This is a genomic window from Streptomyces sp. NPDC058001 (genome assembly GCF_042886315.1).
Lineage (GTDB): Bacteria > Actinomycetota > Actinomycetes > Streptomycetales > Streptomycetaceae > Streptomyces.
On record NZ_JBHVQT010000004.1, the window covers coordinates 107,281 to 124,234 of the forward strand.

Consider the following 16,954-nt stretch of genomic DNA (forward strand, 5'->3'; position numbering starts at 1 on the left):
ACCTCTACGGAGGGCTCTGGAGTCCGGGCGGGCTCGGGGAAGGGCGGGCGAAGTAGCGGGCGCACGGTCACTTCCCGAACGCGAGCATCAGCTTGGACTGGCCCGACGAACTGGTCAGCGATGTGGTGGAGATGTAGAAGCGCCCGTCCACGTAGTCGACGGCCTTCGAGAAGAAGCCCCGCTCGATCTTCACGGTGCCCGCCGGGTTCTGGAGCAGCTTCTTCGGGGTGTGGTCGCCGGAGCCCGTGGGGGTCGAGGTGACCGTGCCGCCCTGGTCGTAGGTGGCGGGCTCGTAGCTGATGAGCTGCCCGTTCTCCACCCGCAGCGGCAACGTGGTGCGGTCGCCGGTGGGCTTGGCGCGCCACTTCTCCTTGCCGGTCTCCAGGTTGATCGCGACGATCTCGTTGGCGCCGCTCTTCGCCTCGGTCGGCAGATACAGCGTGTTGATGTCGGACGCGACGCCGAGGCAGCCCTGGAGGGCGCGGTCGAGGATCGCCCAGCCGCACTCGGGGGCGAACTTCTCGTCCACGTCGACCTGCGAACGGACCTGGTCAGTACCGTTCTTGAGGGTGCTGATGTTCCACTGCTTCTTCTCCTCGTTGGTGAGGTACAGCACCACCGGTTCGAGGGAGTAGATGCGGGCAAGCTTCCAGCCCTTGGGGATCTTCTTGGTCCACTTGGTCTTGCCGGTGGCCGGATCCAGCTCCTTCACCTCGTCGTGCTCGGTGTCGGTGCCGGCGCCGCAGGACGCCACGGACAGCAGCTTGGTGCCGCTGGTGAAGGCACTGGGGAAGCAGGCGTTGCCGTACTTCTCGATCTTGAACATCTCCGCGCCGGTGCTCGCCTTGTAGGCGACGCCGGACAGCGAGCGGCCGATGACCAGGGTGTCGTCGCCGACGAGGGACAGGTTGATGGTGAGCGCGCTGTCGAACAGGGCGCCCTCACCGAGCTTTTCCGTCCAGCCCTTCTCACCGGTGGTGAGGTCGATCTCGACGACCTGGTTGCACTTGGCGCTGTCGCTGACCCCGCTCTTGTACGCGACGATGATCTTGTCGGCCGAGGTCTTCCCCTGGGTGGCCGCGCAGATCTTCTGCGGCAGCTTGATGGTGGGCCACGCGGGCTGCCCGCCCTCGATGGTGTACCCGGAGATCTCCTTGTACGCGGCCTTCACCGCGACCGTGTCGGTGATCCACATTCCGGGTGCGTCGGCGCCCGAACCGGGCACCTTCGGGGCCTCCTTGTACCAGAGGACCTTCGACTCGCCCGCCTGGCGGCCCGCGTTGAGGTCCTCGGGCTTGGCGGTGCCGTCACCCTCGCCGTCACCCGGGTTGACCGGCGCGGACGCGGTGGGCTTGGGGTCGGTCGACTTGTCGGCCTCGGGCTTCTTCTTGCCGTCGTCCCCTCCGCCGGTGCCGACGACGGCCCACACGGTGCCGCCGACCAGGAGGAGACCGGCGACGGCCGCCGCGATGACGAGTCCGGGCTTGCCCTTGAAGGGGTTACGGCCACCGGGCGCCCCACCGGGAGCGCCGGGTCCGCCGGGGTAGGTCTGCTGCGGCGGATACCCGTACTGCGGCTGCCCGTACGGGCCGGGCTGCTGCGGCTGACCGTAGGGACCCGGCTGGTTGTAGGGGCCGGGCTGGCTGTAAGGGCCGGGCTGCGACTGGCCGTAGGGGCCCGGCTGGTTGTACGGGCCGGGCTGCTGCGGCTGGTTGTACGGGCCCGGGGCCTGCGGGTAGCCGTATCCCGGCTGCGCGTCCGGCGGGGTCCCCGGGGCCTGGCCGGGCGGCGGCGGGGTCTGCGCGGGAGGCGGCGGGGCCTGTGGCGGCTGACCGGGCATCTGGGGTGGCTGCCCCGGGGGCTGCGGTGCGCCCTGCTGTGGATCCTGCGGGCTCCCGTAGCCGCCGTGCGGCGGCTGGTTGGGCGGCTGAGTCATCAGCGCCTCCCCCTTATCACTGATTTTCGCCACGCCGTGCTCGTACGCGGTGGTCGTACGCCGTCTGGTCTCGATCGCCCTTTCTATCACCCGGGCGGGGGACGGTTACGGGCCGGTCAGCGCCTGTTCCCAAGGGCGGACCGGCCCGTGATCCCGCTGTTACGGGCCCTTCACGGGTCCTCCGCAAGCAGGGGTCGCGCCTCCGGCGGGGCGGTTGTCGAGGCGTCGGTGCAGGTGTGTGTTCAGGCGCCTGTCAGCTCGTCCACTCAGGCGTCGTCGGCGAGTTCCAGCCAGCGGGTCTCCAAGTCCTCGCGCTCGGCGCCGAGTTGCCTCAGCTCGGCGTCGAGCTTCGCGACCTGGGCGAAGTCCGTGGCGTTCTCGGCGATCCGGGTGTGCAGCTTGGTCTCCTGGCCGGCGAGCCGGTCCAGTTGCCGTTCGAGCTTCTGGAGTTCCTTCTTGGCGGCGCGGGCGTCGGCGGCGGACGCGGCGCGCGGCGCGGCGGAGGGGGCCGCCGGGGCGGGGGCGGTGGCCTCGGTCATCCGGCTGCGGCGTTCCAGGTACTCGTCGATACCGCGCGGCAGCATCCGGAGCGAGGTGTCGCCGAGGAGCGCGAAGACACGGTCCGTGGTGCGCTCCACGAAGAACCGGTCGTGGGAGATGACGACCATCGAGCCGGGCCAGCCGTCGAGGACGTCCTCCAGCTGGGTCAGGGTCTCGATGTCGAGGTCGTTGGTGGGCTCGTCGAGGAAGAGGACGTTCGGCTCGTCCATCAGCAGCCGCAGCAGTTGCAGCCGGCGCCGCTCACCGCCGGACAGATCGCCGACGGGCGTCCACTGCTTGTCCTTGTTGAACCCGAAGGTCTCGCAGAGCTGGCCCGCGGTCATCTCCCGGCCCTTGCCGAGGTCGACGCGCTCCCTCACCTGCTGCACGGCCTCCAACACCCGCAGTCCGGGGGCGAGTTCGGTGACCTCCTGGGAGAGGTAGGCGAGCTTCACGGTCCTGCCGACGACGACCCGGCCGGCCGCGGGCTGCCGCTCGCCCTCGCTGCGGGCGGCCTCGGCCATGGCCCGCAGCAGGGAGGTCTTGCCGGCGCCGTTGACCCCGACGAGACCGATCCGGTCGCCGGGCCCGAGCTGCCAGGTCACATGTTGCAGCAGCAGCTTGGGCCCCGCCTGAACGGTGACGTCCTCCAGCTCGAAGACGGTCTTGCCGAGCCGGCTGGACGCGAACTTCATCAGCTCGGAGGTGTCGCGCGGCGGCGGCACGTCCTTGATCAGCTCATTGGCGGCCTCGACGCGGAAGCGGGGCTTCGAGGTACGGGCCGGGGCGCCGCGGCGCAGCCAGGCCAGCTCCTTGCGGACCAGGTTCTGCCGCTTGACCTCCTCGGTCGCGGCGATCCGCTCCCGCTCGGCGCGCGCGAAGACGTAGTCCGAGTAGCCGCCCTCGTACTCGAAGACCGAGCCCTTCTGGACGTCCCACATGCGGGTGCAGACCTGGTCGAGGAACCAGCGGTCGTGGGTGACGCAGACGAGTGCGGAGCGGCGGGCGCGCAGATGGTCCGCGAGCCAGGCGATGCCCTCGACGTCGAGGTGGTTCGTCGGCTCGTCCAGGACGAGCAGGTCCTGCTCCTCGATGAGCAGCTTGGCCAGCGCGATACGGCGCCGTTCACCGCCGGAGAGGGGGCCGATCACGGTGTCCAGGCCGTGTTCGAAGCCGGGGAGTCCGAGACCGCCGAAGAGACCGGTCAGTACGTCGCGGATCCGGGCGGAACCGGCCCACTCGTGGTCCGCCAGGTCACCGATCACCTCGTGCCGGACGGTGGCCTTCGGGTCGAGGGAGTCGTGCTGGGTGAGAACGCCGAGACGGAGACCGCCGCTGTGGGTGACGCGACCGGTGTCGGCGTCCTCCAATTTGGCGAGCATCCGGATGAGCGTCGTCTTGCCGTCCCCGTTCCGCCCGACCACACCGATCCGATCCCCCTCGGACACCCCGAGCGACACCCCGTCGAGCAGAGCGCGGGTCCCATAGACCTTGCTGACGGCCTCGACATTGACCAGATTGACGGCCACCAGTACTCCTGACGAGAGGATCGGACCAACCCACCCTACGCGGCCCTGGCGGACAGCCTGACCGGACAACGGGGGAGGCCCCCCGACCCCCATCCGGACACACCTTCCGCCACCACGAATTCCGCCGAACCCTCAACACGATGGCTGATCACCGCTGCGACGGAAGAAGATTCCCCTGCCGGGGGCACCGCTGCCGCGGCAGGAATCCCCCTGCGGGGGAGGCAAGGGCCCGCACCGCTGGAACGCCAGGCCCCACAGCCCGGGGCGCCAGGGCCCGCAGCCCGGGGCAGCAGGCCCCACCCGCAGTGGGCAGGCCGCCCACACCGCTGGGCCGGCAGAGCCCACGCCCCGGCGCATCAGACCCCACCCGCCGTGGACAGGCCGCCCACACCGCTGGGCCGGCAAGGCCCGCAGCCCGGCCCGGCAGGCCCCAACCGCTGTGGGCAGGCGTCCCGCAGGGCGATGGGGGTCCCTCCCGCTCGAGCGAAGTCGAGAGTGGGGGAGGGTGGGCAGAGCCCGGGTGCCGGGTGCCCCGGAAGGAGGCGGTTGGGCAAGGGCCCGGGTGCCGGGTGGCCCGGAAGGGGACGGGTGGGCACAGCCCCGGGTGCCGGGTGGCCCGGCAGGGGACGGGTGGGCACAGCCCCAGGTGCCGGGTGGCCTCGAAGACAAGGGTGACGGATAGGCTGCCACAGTGAGCAGCACCGATCCAGGCCCGCTCCTAGGGCCCGCCGACATCCGCGAACTCGCGGCAGCGCTGGGCGTCCGCCCCACCAAACAGCGCGGCCAGAACTTCGTCATCGACGCCAACACCGTCCGCCGCATCGTCCGCACCGCGGACGTCCGCCCGGAAGACACGGTCGTGGAGGTCGGCCCCGGCCTCGGCTCCCTCACGCTCGCCCTCCTGGAGGCCGCCGCCCGCGTCACGGCCGTCGAGATCGACGACACCCTCGCCGCGGCCCTCCCCGCCACCGTCGCCGCGCGTCTGCCCGACCGGGCCGACCGTTTCGCCCTGGTCCACAGCGACGCGATGCGCGTCACGGAACTCCCCGGCCCACCCCCCACGGCACTCGTCGCGAACCTCCCGTACAACGTGGCCGTCCCCGTACTGCTGCACATGCTGGAGACCTTCCCGACCATCGAACGCACCCTGGTGATGGTGCAGGCCGAGGTCGCCGACCGCCTCGCCGCCCCACCCGGCTCGAAGGTGTACGGCGTCCCGTCCGTGAAGGCCACCTGGTACGCCGACGTCAAACGCGCCGGCGCCATCGGCCGCAACGTCTTCTGGCCCGCGCCCAACGTCGACAGCGGCCTCGTATCCCTCGTACGGCGCCCCGAGCCGCCGAAGACCACCGCGTCCCGCCGGGAGGTCTTCGCCGTCGTGGACGCGGCCTTCGCCCAGCGCCGCAAGACGCTGCGCGCCGCACTCGCCGGCTGGGCGGGCTCCGCCCCCGCCGCCGAGGCCGCCCTGGTCGCGGCCGGGGTCTCCCCGCAGGCGCGGGGCGAGGCGCTGACGGTCGAGGAGTTCGCCCGGATCGCCGAGCACAAGGGGGCGGCGGCGTGAGCGTCACGGTACGGGTCCCGGCCAAGGTCAACGTCCAGCTCGCCGTCGGTGCCGCCAGGCCCGACGGCTTCCACGACCTCGCCAACGTCTTCCTCGCCGTCGGCCTGTACGACGAGGTCACGGTCACCCCGGCCGACGCCCTGCGCGTCACCTGCTCGGGGCCCGGCGCGGACCAGGTCCCGCTGGACCGTACGAACCTCGCGGCCCGCGCCGCCGACCTGCTGGCCGCCCGGTACGGCAGGCCCGCCGACGTCCATGTCCATATCGCCAAGGACATCCCCGTGGCCGGGGGCATGGCGGGCGGCAGCGCGGACGCGGCGGGCGCGCTGGTCGCGTGCGACGCGCTGTGGGGTACGGGCGCCTCGCGCGGCGAACTCCTGGACCTGTGCGCCGAGTTGGGCAGCGATGTGCCCTTCGCTCTGGTCGGTGGGGCGGCGCTCGGTACCGGGCGGGGCGAGAAGCTTCAGCCGCTGGAGACCGGGGGGACCTTTCACTGGGTGTTCGCCCTCGCGGACGGGGGGCTCTCGACGCCGGCCGTGTACCGGGAGTTCGACCGGCTGCACGAGGGCCGGTCGGTGCCGGAGCCGACGGCGTCCGCCGACCTGCTGACCGCCCTGCGCAAGGGTGACCCGGAGGCACTGGCCGGTTCCCTCAGCAACGACCTTCAGCCGGCGGCGGTGTCCCTGTACCCGGCGCTCGCCGACACCCTGGCCACCGGCCGGTCGGCGGGAGCACTGGCCGCCCTGGTCTCGGGCTCGGGCCCCACGACGGCCTTCCTGGTACGGGACGCCGACGCGGCGGAATCGGTGGCCGAAGCCCTGACGGCATCCGGCACCTGCCGCACCGCCCGCACCACCGTGTCCCCCGCCCCCGGGGCCACGATCCTGTAGCCGGCCGCCCCGCACCCCGTCCCCGTTGTGGGCAGGCGTTCCGCACGGCGGAACGGGTGGGCACAACCCCAAGTACCGGTCAGCTGTGCAGTCGGGCTCCGCAATGGGGCCAAGGTGCGGCGCCCCGGCTCACGTACAGCTTCTTCGCCCGGTACGTCTGTTCCGCCGCGCTCGCGTCCTGCGGGCGCCCCCGTCCCCCGAGGCTCTGCCACGTACGCGTATCGAACTGGTACAGACCCCCGTACGTGCCGGAGGGGTCCACCGCCCCCGGCCGTCCCCCGGACTCGCACGCCGCCAACGCCCTCCAGTTCAACCCGTCGGCCCCCTCCGGCAACGGCTTCGTGCCGACCTTCACCACCTCCGCGTCGGGTGCCCGGACCATCTCGCTGCCGATTCGCCGGGGCTTGTCCCGTACCCCGTTGACCGTGCGCAGCGCGTAGGTGACCCGGCGCATCCCCGGCCGTCCCGGCCGCTCCACGACCTCCGTGCCCCGGAAAAGCGTCGGGTCCTGGGTGCGGGTCACCGCGAACGGGATCGGCTCGTCGCGAACCTCACGGCTGCCCTTGATGCGCAGCACGGTGACGGTCTGGCCGTCGCGCGGGAAGCTGTCCGCCGGTACGGACGTCGTGTCCTGGCCGTGCAGCGCGACCCCGGCCTCGTCGACGGCCTCGCCCACCGTCGCCGCGTTGGTGCGGACGGTGCGCTCCCGGCCGTCCGCCATCACCGTCACGGTCCGTTCCGTACGGACGTCGAGGGCGAGACCCGCGCGGTCGATCCGGCGGGAGCGCGACGTCGACAGGTACGCGCCCTCGGCGCGCACCCCGAGCTGCTGGAGCGCCCCGTCGACCGTGGCCGCCGTCGTCCACACTTCGCGGTGCTGTCCGTCGAGGGTCAGCCGTACGGGACGCCCGTGGCGGACGGCGACCTCGTCACCGTTGGTGAGGGCCGCGTCCGGGGCGGGCGCGACGATGTCGTGCGGGCCGACCGCGACGCCCTCGTCGGCGAGGAGTCCGGTGACGTCGTCGGCGAAGGTGTGCAGGGTGCGGGGCGCCCCGTCCACGGTGAGCTGGATCGCCTTGTCGTGGGCGACGAAGGCGGTGGTGCCGCCCGCGAGGAACGCGACGACGAGGGCCTGCGGGAGCAGCCGCCACAGGGCGTCGGGGCGGGGCGCGGACGCCCGCCGCCGTGCGGCCCGCCCATCGGCGCGAGGCACGGGCACTTCCGCCGCCTCATACGCCTCGTACGCGTCATCCGTCTCATACTCATACGCGTCCGTGTAGTCGCTCTCGTACTCGTACCGCGCTCTGGTCACGCCTGCTCCAGGGGTCCGTGTCGGGCGGACAGAACCTAGCGGAGGCTTCGTCACTCTCCAAAGCGACGCGACTACACGGTGTGATCAGTACGCGAACGCGCGAGCGGTGTTCGCGGCGATCGCCGTGGCCAGCGTGGACTCGTCGACGCCCTTCACCGCGGCCATGGCCCGCAGCGTGACCGGAATGAGATACGGCGCGTTGGGCCGTCCGCGGTACGGCGCCGGGGTGAGGAACGGCGCGTCCGTCTCGACGAGTACGAGGTCGAGGGGGGCCACCGCGAGGGCGTCCCGCAGGGGCTGGGCGTTCTTGAAGGTGATGTTGCCCGCGAAGGACATGAAGTAGCCGTGCCGTGCGCATACCTCGGCCATGGCCGCGTCGCCGGAGTAGCAGTGGAAGACGGTGCGCTCGGGGGCGCCCTCCTCCTTGAGGATCCGCAACACGTCGTCGTGGGCGTCGCGGTCGTGGATGACGAGGGCCTTGCCGTGCCGTTTGGCGATCTCGATGTGCGCGCGGAAGGACCGTTCCTGGGCGGCCTTGCCCTCCGGGCCCGTACGGAAGTAGTCGAGGCCGGTTTCGCCGACGCCCTTGACCTGGGGCAGTGCGGCGAGCCGGTCGATCTCGGCGAGCGCGTCGTCCAGGGCCGCGTCACCGCCGGGGGTACGGGCGCCCTGCCGGGACCAGCCGTCGGGGTCGCCGTGCACGATCCGGGGCGCCTCGTTGGGGTGCAGGGCGACCGTGGCGTGCACGGAGGGGTGCGCGGCGGCGGTGTCGGCGGCCCAGCGGGAGCCGTTCAGGTCGCAGCCCACCTGGACGACCGTGGTCACGCCGACCGATGCGGCCAGGGCCAGGGCCTCGTCCACGGTCGTGGACTGCATGTCGAGATGGGTGTGCGAGTCGGCGACCGGCACCGCGAGGGGCGGGGGCGGCGGGGGCGCGGCCTGGGCGGCGGCGGCGGCTTTCGGGGACATGCCCCGATCCTACGAAGTCCCTGAACGCCCCCGACGGCCGCCGGCCGCTCCCACGCCCCCGCCCCCCGGTTACGCGATCTTGTCCGTCGGCGGCTCCGAGCCGTCGGCCCCCGGGCCGGGCGCCACGACCTTGCGGCCGTGGTGGAAGGGGTGCAGCAGATCCGAGAAGTGCCAGTGGTGGTGCGGCTTGTGCACGGGCGGCTCCGTGTCGTCCGATCCGGACTCGGAGTCGGAGGCGTCGTGCGCGCGCGGAGCCGGACGCGGATGCCGCATCAGGTTCTGCACGGACGACACCTGGCCCGCCCGCATGATGCGGACGACGTGTCCGCCGCAGTTCAGGCACCTGGGACGGCTCAGCGGCGACGGGACGACCTGCCCGTTCGCCACGTACACGACGTATTCGTGACCCTCGGCGTCGCGGTGGTGCTCTATCTCGTACGACTGCTCCCAGCCGTGCCCGCATCGCATGCAGGCGAACGAGTACGACTCATGGACGGTTGCGGTCGCCGCGGTGTGGTGGCCGGTCCCTGCGATCTCAGTCATGCCAGCTCCTGTTGTCCGCTGGACAAGCGCCGCCGGGCACCGAGTAACGCGCCCCACGGCGTGGGACGGGTGCGTCCCTTCAACCAGTGGACGCCCCTGGGGGAGCGAACGCATCAGACCTGTCAACTGTTGGAGCCGATTTGGCACTTCCATGCCGAACGGGTCTGCTGCGCGGCCTCCGCTTTGCTTTTCAGGTTAGTCCTTTGCCCTCGGATGGGGCGCCGTGAGCCGCGTTCTTTGCCGCCACGACGGCGTCGAAGACCTCCCGCTTGGGTAGCCCCGCTTGGGCGGCCACGGCGGCGATCGCCTCCTTGCGCCGCTCCCCCGCCTCCTCGCGCACGCGCACCCTGCGCACCAGCTCGCCGGCGTCCAGATCGCCGGGCGTGGGATCGGGTGCGCCCTCGACCACGACGGTGATCTCGCCGCGTACCCCGTCGGCGGCCCAGACGGCGAGGTCGCCGAGCGGGCCCCGCTTGATCTCCTCGTACGTCTTCGTCAGCTCGCGGCACACGGCGGCGCGGCGGTCGGGCCCGAAGACCTCGGCCATCGCGGCGAGGGTGTCGTCCAGGCGGTGCGGGGCCTCGAAGTAGACGAGGGTCCTGCGCTCCCCCGCGACCTCCTTCAGCCGGGACAGCCGCTCGCCCGCCTTGCGTGGCGGGAAGCCCTCGAAGCAGAACCGGTCCACGGGCAGCCCGGACAGCGCGAGCGCGGTGAGTACGGCGGACGGGCCCGGGACGGCGGTGACCTTGATGTCCCGCTCGACGGCGGCGGCGACCAGGCGGTAGCCCGGGTCGGACACGGACGGCATGCCCGCGTCGGTGACCAGGAGGACCCGCGCGCCGCCCGCGAGGGCCTCGACCAGTTCGGGGGTACGGGCGGTCTCGTTGCCCTCGAAGTAGGACACGACGCGCCCGGCGGGCCGTACCCCGAGTGCCTGGGTCAGCCGGTGCAGCCGACGGGTGTCCTCGGCGGCGACGACATCGGCGGACGCCAGTTCGGTGGCGAGCCGGGGCGGGGCGTCGGCGAGGTCGCCGATGGGGGTGCCGGCCAGGACGAGGGTTCCGGGTGTCGCTGTCACGGGCCCAGTCTCGCAGGGCCCGGGAGAGCCGGTCGGCGGCCGGGTGGGGGCCGTGCGCGGCACGCCCACAGAACGGTTCCCTACGATGGCGCGGTGACGAGTACCGCGTCCTCCACGGACACCCGGCAGGGCCAGGCCCCCGCAGAACGGCCAGCGACGTGGCAGTCGCGGCTGCGCCGCTTCGGTTACGCGGCGCCGCCGCGCAGCGACGTGCGGGCCCATCTGGTGCCCCCGTACACCGAGCCGAGCCCTCGGGTGTGGGCGGTGCTCGGGGTGCGTGACCAGGCCGGCGCGCTCCTGGTGCGCTGGTCGGCGTGGCTGGGTCCGCTGCTGGTCACGCTGGTCGCGGGTGTGATGCGGTTCTGGAATCTCGGCAACCCGAAGGCCGTGATATTCGACGAGACGTACTACGCGAAGGACGCGTGGGCGCTGATCCACCGCGGCTACGAGGTCGACTGGCCGAAGGACGTCAACAAGCTGGTGCTCCAGCAGGGCGACCATGTGGCGCTGCCGAGCGACCCGGCCTATGTGGTGCATCCGCCGGTCGGCAAGTACGTCATCGGGCTCGGCGAGTGGATGTTCGGGTTCGACCCGTTCGGCTGGCGGTTCATGACGGCGGTGCTCGGCACCCTGTCGGTGCTGATGCTGTGCCGGATCGGGCGGCGGCTCTTCCGGTCGACGTTCCTCGGCTGTGTCGCCGGCGCGCTGCTCGCCGTGGACGGGCTGCACTTCGTGATGAGCCGTACCGCGCTGCTCGACCAGGTGCTGATGTTCTTCGTGCTCGCGGCCTTCGGCTGTCTTGTCGTGGACCGGGACAAGGCGCGGGCCCGGCTCGCCGCCGCGCTGCCCGTGGGGCCCGACGGGCTCGCGCACCCCGATCCGTCGGTGGCCGATTCGCTGCGGCACGGCTGGCGGCCCTGGCGGCTCGCGGCCGGGCTGTGCATGGGGCTCGCGTTCGCGACGAAGTGGAACGGCCTGTACGTACTGGCGGCGTTCGCGCTGATGTCGGTGGTGTGGGACGTCGGCGCGCGCCGGGTCGCGGGGGCGCGGCGGCCGTATGTGGCGGCGCTGAAGCGGGACGTACTGCCGGCGTTCGTGTCGACGGTGCCGGTCGCGATGGCGACGTATGTGGCGTCCTGGACCGGGTGGATCCTCTCGCCGGACAACGGCAAGGGCGGGTACTTCCGGGACTGGGCGGCGACCACCGGCAGGGGCGGCCACTTCACCTGGCTGCCGGACTGGGTACGCAGCCTGTGGCACTACGAGTACGAGGTGTACCAGTTCCATGTGGGGCTCAGCTCCCCGCACGCGTACCAGTCGAATCCGTGGAGCTGGATCGTCCTGGGCCGCCCGGTGTCGTACTTCTACGAGTCACCGGCGCCCGGCGCGGACGGCTGCCCCGCGAACACGGTCGACAAGTGCGCGCGCGAGGTGCTCGCCCTGGGGACGCCGATGCTGTGGTGGGCGGCGTGCTTCGCGCTCCTGTACGTACTGTGGCGCTGGCTGTTCCGGCGGGACTGGCGGGCGGGCGCGATCCTGTGCGGGATCGCGGCCGGGTATCTGCCGTGGTTCCTGTACCAGGAGCGGACGATCTTCTTCTTCTACGCGGTTGTCTTCGTGCCGTTCCTGTGTCTGGCGGTGGCGATGATGATCGGCGCGATCCTCGGACCACCGGGTTCGACGGAACGCCGGCGCACCATCGGCGCGGCGGGGGCGGGCGTGCTGGTCCTGCTGATCGCCTGGAACTTCATCTATTTCTGGCCCATTTACACCGGTCAGCCCCTCCCCATCGAGAGTTGGCGGTCGCGGATGTGGCTCGACACCTGGGTCTAGAGACGGTCTGGAGGCGGGCTGGAGACGGCCTGGAGAGGGTCCAGAGAGGTCTGGACCACCGGCCGGTTCCGGTCGGGTTCCGGTCGGATAACAGGCGTGCCGTATCGCGCTCCGTCCCCGTAGGGTGACTCCGGGAATTCTTGAACACGTTCAAGATGCATACGGGGAGGGGCGCGACGTGCGCAACGGAGCGAAAGCCGCCTTGGTGGGCGGGGTGTTCGCGGTGATGGTCGGGGGCGCGGGGTACGGCGCGTACCACCTTGTGGACGGAGTCACCGGCGGCACATCGGCGTCGGATCCGGCGCCGAAGCGGACCGGACCGCCGACCGCCGACGAGGTCGGCTCGGTCACCAAGGCGTTCTTCACGGCCTGGGAGAAGGGCGACGCCGTCATAGCCGCCGGGGCCACGAACAACTCCGACGCCGCCGAACTCGCCCTCACCGGCTACCGGGACGACGCCCACATCACCGCCGTCCATGTCACCCCCGGCACGGCACGCGGCGCCACCGTCCCGTACACGGTGAAAGCGACCGTCGCGTACAAAGGCGCGAAGAAAACCCTCTCGTACGCGTCCGAACTGCGGGTCGTGCGCGGGCTCACCTCGGGCAAGGCCCTGGTCGACTGGGCGCCGACCGTGCTGCACCCGGACTTGAAGAAGGGCGACACCCTCGTCACCGGCACATCGGCGGCGCCCGACATCCAGGCCGTCGACCGTGACGGCGCCGTCCTGACGAAGGAGAAGTTCCCCTCACTCGGGCCGGTCCTGGACCAACTCCGCCAGAAGTACGGGGAGCAGGCCGGCGGCACACCCGGGGTGGAACTCTCCGTACGGCACGAGAGCGAGGAGGTCGCGGACACCTCGCTGCTGACCCTCGCCAAGGGCAAGCCGGGCAAGCTCCGTACGACGCTGAGCGCGAGTGCGCAGGCGGCGGCCGAGCGGGCGGTGAAGCAGTACGGGGAGTCGAGCGTGGTGGCCGTGAAGCCGAGCACCGGTGAGGTCCTCGCGGTCGCCAACCACCGTGAGGACGCGTTCAACGCGGCGTTCGAGGGGCAGTTGGCGCCCGGCTCCACGATGAAGATCATCACGGCGGCGATGCTCATCGACAACGGTGTCACCTCGGCGGCCGGTCCCGCGCCCTGCCCGGACACGGCCGTATGGGAGAGCCAGACCTTCCACAACCTCACCGGCATGGCCGCCAACGACAACGCCACCCTCGCCAACAGCTTCCAGCGGTCCTGCAACACGGCGTTCGTCAAACTCATCGACGAGAAGCCGCTGACCGACGAGTCGCTGACCCGCGAGGCCGAGGACCGGTTCGGCCTCGGTCAGGACAACTGGGCCACCGGTATCGCCTCCTTCGACGGCAAGGTGCCCGCGTCCGCCGGACCCGACCGCGCGGCCAACGCGATCGGCCAGGGCCAGGTCCAGATGAGCCCCCTGAACATGGCCTCGGTGACCGCGACCGCGATGACCGGCACCTTCCGGCAGCCCTATCTCGTGGCGAAGTCACTCGACGACCGCACGTTCGCCTCGGCGGACGGTCTGCGGGCCGGCACCGTCGCGCAGTTGCGGCAGATGATGCGCGCCACCGCCACGGCCGGCACCGGCGCCCCCGCGATGTCCGGGCTCGGCGGCGACATCGGCGCCAAGACGGGCTCCGCCGAGGTCGACGGACAGACCAAGTCCAACAGCTGGTTCACCGGGTACCGGGGGGACATGGCCGCCGCCGCGATGACCCAGGAGGGTGGCCATGGTGGGGACGCGGCGGGCCCGATCGTGGCGGCGGTGCTGCGGACGTCGGGCTGAGCCGAGAGGTCCGGTGGGGTGACGGGCCGACGGGCACCTTGAGGCTGGGGCGGCCGTTGAGGTGACGAGTGGCGAGGGTGCGGCCCGGGGCGCTTTAGGCTGAAGTGCCGGGCCGGACAAGGCAGTGAACGGCAAGAGATGAACGGTAAGCGGTAGGACGGGTAGGGCGACCGGGACGGGACGGTTCCGGGAGACAGCGGAGGACTTGTGGGCAAGAGAAGGCGCGCTGCGCGCCGCAGAACGCACCCGGCGCTGGTGGGCGGGGCCGTCGCGGTGGTCGTGGGCGCGGGCGCCGTCGCCGCGTACACGCTCTACGGCGGGGGGTCGCACGCCGACGCGGTCGGGGACGCCAAGCCGGTACCCAAGGGCCCGCCCACGGCGGCCGAAGTCCGGACGGTGGCCCAGGGGTTCCTCACCGCGTGGGGGGCCGGTGACGAGGCCGGGGCCGCCGCGCTCACCGACGATCCTGCCGCCGCCGGCAAGGCGCTCACCGGGTACCGCGAGGACGCCCGGATCGGCACCGTCACCCTCACGCCCGGCACCCGCGCGGGCGCGAAGATGCCGTTCTCGGTCAAGGCGAAGGTCTCGTACGGTGGAAAGTCGAAGCCGCTCGCCTACGCCTCCGAACTGACCGTCGTGCGCCGCGCGTCGGACGGCGAGGTCCTGGTCGGCTGGCGGCCCTCCGTCGTCCACCCCGACCTGCTGGACGGCGACCGGCTCGTCACGGGCGCGTCCGGTACGCCGCCGATCAAGGCCCTGGACCGGGCGGGCGGCGAGTTGACTTCGGCCAAGTACCCGTCGCTCGCGGGGGTCCTGGACGGGCTGCGCGAGAAGTACGGCAAGAAGGCGGGCGGCAAGGCGGGGATCGAGCTGCGGGTGGTCCGCGCGGACTCGGCGGCGAGCAAGGGCACGAGCGACTCCGCGAAGAGCGACACGGACGCGAAGGCCGCCGACAAGACCCTGATCACCCTCTCCAAGGGCACGCCCGGCACGGTGAAGACGACGCTGAGCCCGACCGCGCAGTCCACCGCCGAGCAGCAGGTGAAGGCCCGGGAGCGGGCCTCCGTCGTCGTCATCAGACCGAGCACCGGCGAGATCCTCGCCGTCGCCAACTCCAACGCCGGCGGCTTCAACATCGCCTTCCAGGGGTCCATCGCCCCCGGCTCCACGATGAAGATCGTCACCGCCTCGCTGCTCCTGGAGAAGGACCTCGCGTCCATCGACAAGCCGCACCCGTGCCCCAAGTACTCCTCCTACGGCGGCTGGAAGTTCCAGAACCTGGAGAAGTTCCAGATCAAGGACGGCACCTTCCGGGCGAGTTTCGCTGCGTCCTGCAACACCGCGTTCATCTCGCAGGCCAAGGAACTCGACGACGACGCGTTGACCCGTCAGTCGCAGGAGGTCTTCGGCCTGGGCCGGGACAACTGGGCCATCGGCGTACCCACCTTCGACGGCGCCGTCCCCGTACAGAAGGACGCGCCCAAGGCGGCCTCGCTGATCGGGCAGGGCGGGGTCCGGATGAACCCGCTCAACGTCGCCTCGATCGTCGCCACCGCCAAGACGGGCGTCTTCCATCAGCCGTACCTCGTGTCGCCGGACGTGGACGACCGCGCCCTCGCCACGGCGTCCCGCACGCTCAGCGCTTCCGCGCAGTCCCAGTTGCGGGAACTCCTGCGGTACACCGCGACGTCGGGTACCGCCGCCAAGGCGATGGCGGGTCTGGGTCCGGACATCGGCGGCAAGACCGGCTCCGCCGAGGTCGACGGTCAGAAGAAGCCGAATGGTTGGTTCACGGCGTGGCGGGGGGATTTGGCGTCGGCGGCGGTGGTCTTGGAGGGCGGGCATGGGGGTGACTCGGCGGGGCCATTGGTCGCGGCCATGCTTCGTTGACCGGATTGCGCAGTTCCCCGCGGGCTTCGGTGAGCGGATTGCGCAGTTCCCCGCGCCCCTGATGGGGTGCGGGAGGTAGTCGGTCGGCTGCGGGTTCGTTGTGGTTTGTTGTGCAGTTCCCCGCGCCCCTTGATGGGGCGGGACAGGTTGTCGGTCGGCTGACCGTTCGTCGTGGATTGTTGCGCAGTTCCCCGCGCCCCTGGACGGGGCGCTCTCCTGTCGGTTGGTTTCCATTGTGCGGCAATCGGTTGGGGGATTCGGTTGCCAGGGTGGGGCATTGATTGCCTGGTTCTCTCTGGGTCAAGGTGGAGGGGACCTGGAGGGAGGCGGGATCGTGAAGCGGTTCTCAGGGGTGTGGTTGGTTGTTCTGTCGTTGGTTTCGGGGGTGGGGTGCTATTTGGTGTTCGCTGTTTGGCTTCCTGCTGACAGTAGGGAGTATCGGCAGTACGGGGGCGCCGAGTCGTGTGCTGAGCGACTGCCGGTGGAGGCGTGGGAGGACTGTCTGCGTACGGTCTCCTTCACCGTGGACAAGACGGTGGTCAAGGACGGGGGACGGAACCCCGTCTTCGAGGCGACCGTGTCCGGCGCGCCGTTCTGGAACGGGGTCGTGCGGTTCGGGGACCCGGGGCCGCTGCTGACGACACTGCGGCCGGGAGACAAGGTCACCGGGACCGTCTGGCGCGGTGACATCACGGTGCTCAGCAAGGGGGACCTCCGGCAGAGTTCCTCCGACGAACCGCGCGACGAGCCCCAGATGACGGCTGCCATCGGCACGTTCGCGGGTCTGCTGGCCGCCCTGGGCGTCGGGATGGGTGCGGTGCGGACGGCGCGGCCCGGCGGCTACGAACCCTTCACCTGGCGCTCGTACGGCAAACCGCTGCTCATCACCATCGGGATCACCTGCGTCGGCGTGGGTCTGCCCGCCGTGTGGATCGGTATCCCGTGGGAAGCGGTGCCGACCGTGGCCGTACTGATCGTGGCGACGGTGGCCTGGCAGCTCTATCGTCACCGCAGTGCGGGCAAGGAAAACCAGGTCGCCGGGCCCCAGCTCACCGAGCTACCGTGA

At 71.5% G+C, this 16,954-nt stretch carries 12 protein-coding genes; 6 read left to right on the plus strand and 6 right to left on the minus strand.

The annotated features are described in order from the left end of the window. Positions 1-67: 67 nt before the first annotated feature. Together ACFVT5_RS10240 and ACFVT5_RS10245 are read right to left on the minus strand one after the other, a co-directional pair. Positions 68-1,936 carry a PQQ-binding-like beta-propeller repeat protein gene (locus tag ACFVT5_RS10240; protein ID WP_389883876.1) on the minus strand — a complete coding sequence of 623 codons (1,869 nt, stop codon included), beginning with the start codon at positions 1,934-1,936 and terminating at the stop codon, positions 68-70. Positions 1,937-2,202: 266 nt separating this feature from the next. Beyond that, positions 2,203-4,005, minus strand: a complete 1,803-nt coding sequence (locus ACFVT5_RS10245) for an ABC-F family ATP-binding cassette domain-containing protein (protein ID WP_389883879.1) — start codon at positions 4,003-4,005, stop codon at positions 2,203-2,205. Positions 4,006-4,696: 691 nt separating this feature from the next. Between ACFVT5_RS10245 and rsmA the strand changes: the two genes are divergently transcribed. Both rsmA and ACFVT5_RS10255 read left to right on the plus strand, forming a co-directional pair. After that, complete coding sequence (gene rsmA, locus ACFVT5_RS10250; protein ID WP_389883882.1) at positions 4,697-5,566, plus strand: 16S rRNA (adenine(1518)-N(6)/adenine(1519)-N(6))-dimethyltransferase RsmA; 870 nt, start codon at positions 4,697-4,699, stop codon at positions 5,564-5,566. Next, positions 5,563-6,456, plus strand: a complete 894-nt coding sequence (locus ACFVT5_RS10255) for a 4-(cytidine 5'-diphospho)-2-C-methyl-D-erythritol kinase (protein WP_389883885.1) — start codon at positions 5,563-5,565, stop codon at positions 6,454-6,456. Before rsmA ends, ACFVT5_RS10255 begins: the two co-directional genes overlap by 4 nt. 79 nt (positions 6,457-6,535) lie before the next feature. On the opposite strand, the gene ACFVT5_RS10260 is transcribed toward ACFVT5_RS10255, so the two are convergent. The 4 genes from ACFVT5_RS10260 to rsmI form a co-directional block, all read right to left on the minus strand. Beyond that, positions 6,536-7,768 (minus strand): ubiquitin-like domain-containing protein, encoded by a 1,233-nt coding sequence (locus ACFVT5_RS10260; protein ID WP_389883888.1) that lies wholly within the window; start codon positions 7,766-7,768, stop codon positions 6,536-6,538. Between the two features lie 84 nt (positions 7,769-7,852). Beyond that, on the minus strand, positions 7,853-8,737 hold the full coding sequence (locus tag ACFVT5_RS10265; protein WP_389883891.1) for a TatD family hydrolase: 885 nt from the start codon (positions 8,735-8,737) through the stop codon (positions 7,853-7,855). A gap of 69 nt (positions 8,738-8,806) precedes the next feature. Then, positions 8,807-9,280: a hypothetical protein gene (locus ACFVT5_RS10270; RefSeq protein ID WP_389883894.1), complete on the minus strand. Its 474-nt coding sequence runs from the start codon at positions 9,278-9,280 to the stop codon at positions 8,807-8,809. Between the two features lie 190 nt (positions 9,281-9,470). Then, positions 9,471-10,358, minus strand: coding sequence for a 16S rRNA (cytidine(1402)-2'-O)-methyltransferase (gene rsmI / locus ACFVT5_RS10275; RefSeq protein WP_389883897.1), 888 nt, complete (start codon positions 10,356-10,358; stop codon positions 9,471-9,473). 93 nt (positions 10,359-10,451) lie between these two features. Here rsmI and ACFVT5_RS10280 point away from each other — a divergent pair, with 93 nt between their 5' ends. From ACFVT5_RS10280 to ACFVT5_RS10295, 4 genes are all read left to right on the plus strand, one after another. Then, a complete protein-coding gene (locus ACFVT5_RS10280; RefSeq protein WP_389883900.1) occupies positions 10,452-12,191 on the plus strand; it encodes a dolichyl-phosphate-mannose--protein mannosyltransferase in 1,740 nt (579 codons plus the stop codon). Between the two features lie 178 nt (positions 12,192-12,369). Then, positions 12,370-13,998, plus strand: coding sequence for a penicillin-binding transpeptidase domain-containing protein (locus ACFVT5_RS10285; RefSeq protein ID WP_389883903.1), 1,629 nt, complete (start codon positions 12,370-12,372; stop codon positions 13,996-13,998). A 207-nt stretch (positions 13,999-14,205) separates the two neighbouring features. Then, positions 14,206-15,888, plus strand: coding sequence for a penicillin-binding transpeptidase domain-containing protein (locus ACFVT5_RS10290; protein WP_389883906.1), 1,683 nt, complete (start codon positions 14,206-14,208; stop codon positions 15,886-15,888). Between the two features lie 400 nt (positions 15,889-16,288). Beyond that, positions 16,289-16,954 carry a hypothetical protein gene (locus ACFVT5_RS10295; RefSeq protein ID WP_389883909.1) on the plus strand — a complete coding sequence of 222 codons (666 nt, stop codon included), beginning with the start codon at positions 16,289-16,291 and terminating at the stop codon, positions 16,952-16,954.